This window comes from Hydrogenophaga sedimenti, assembly GCF_051857515.1.
Lineage (GTDB): Bacteria > Pseudomonadota > Gammaproteobacteria > Burkholderiales > Burkholderiaceae_C > Hydrogenophaga.
Window position 1 is genome coordinate 1 of record NZ_JBPZHA010000033.1, and the last position, 1,321, is coordinate 1,321.

Here is a 1,321-nt window from a genome sequence, read left to right on the forward strand (position 1 = left end):
AACCCATCGGCTACATCCCGCCGGCCGAGGCTGAGGCAAACTACTGGCGGCAACTCGCCAATCAGGCCGCAACAACGGCCTGACTTAAACCAACCAGCCTCCACGATTCCCGGGGCGGTTCACCAAGGTCGGCGAGACGTGCAGGAAGCACGGCATCAGCGAGCCGACGTACTACAAGTGGAAGAGCCAGTTTTCGGGCATGACGGTCTCGCACCTGTCACAGCTTCGCCAACTGCAAGATGAGAACGCCAAGCTCAAACGCATGTATGCCGACCTGGCGCTGATGCACCACGCGCTCAAGGACGTTGTTGACCGAAAGCTCTGACCCCGGAGCATCGCGAGATGGTCGTTCAAGCTCTCATGGCCGAGCACGGCATGAGCGAGCGACGTGCCTGCCAGGCCAGCGGCATCGCCCGTTCCACGTTGCGCTACCGGCCGGCTGCACGCGACGACTCCGGGGTCATCACCTTCATCCAGACGCACATGGCGCTCAACCCACGCCACGGCTTTGGCCTGCTGTACGACAGCGCCCGCCACCAAGGTAAGCCCTGGGGCAAGACGGTGCTCTGGCGCGTGTACTGCGAGCTGCGGCTGAACCTGCCACGACGCGGCAAGAAGCGGCTGCCTGCGCGTATCAAACAGCCCCTGCACGCTGCCGGCCAACCCAACCGCGGCTGGAGCTGCGACTTCATGTCCGATGCGTTGTGGTCCGGCAGGCGGTTCAGGACCTTCAACGTCATCGACGAATTCAACCGCGAGGGCTTGCGCATCGAGGTCGACACCAGCCTGCCGGCTGCGCGTGTCATCCGGGCCTTGAACGAGCTGGTGGAAGTGCGTGGTGCGCCGCTGTCGATTCGCCTGGACAACGGCCCGGAGTTCATCGCCCATGCTTTGGCCCAATGGGCGCAGTCCAAAGGCATCGCGCTCAATCACATTCAGCCCGGCAAGCCCACGCAGAACGCCTATGTCGAACGATTCAACAAGACCTACCGCACCGAGGTGCTGGACTGCTACGTCTTCGAGTCACTGCAGGAGGTGCGCGACATGACGGCCGATTGGCTGCACCGATACAACCACCACCGTCCCCATGAAGCTCTCGGCCGAATTCCTCCGGTCGAGTACCGAGTCAAACTGTTCCCCAACCTCTACTTCTGACTGGCTCAGAAATTCGAGGGGACTTCAGAGTGATTGACGGAGTTAAGGATGGTGTTCAAAACACGTTTAGCGCCAGCCGATAGCGGGCGGCTTGCCACGACATGAAACAGCGCGACTCGGAATCAGCGAATTCAACGCAGTTTCTGCGTTTGCACCGCCCGTTTTC

The 1,321-nt window shown here is 61.5% G+C and carries 1 protein-coding gene and 1 pseudogene; both read left to right on the top strand.

Going from position 1 to position 1,321, the window contains the following annotated elements:
- Positions 1-136 precede the first annotated feature (136 nt).
- Positions 137-325 (top strand): annotated as a pseudogene (locus ACS5NL_RS22670) (transposase); the annotation flags it as partial.
- Positions 326-342: 17 nt separating this feature from the next.
- The gene (locus ACS5NL_RS22675; RefSeq protein WP_439356258.1) at positions 343-1,155 is read left to right on the top strand and encodes an IS3 family transposase; all 813 of its coding nucleotides are present in this window, start codon (positions 343-345) and stop codon (positions 1,153-1,155) included.
- Positions 1,156-1,321 lie beyond the last annotated feature (166 nt).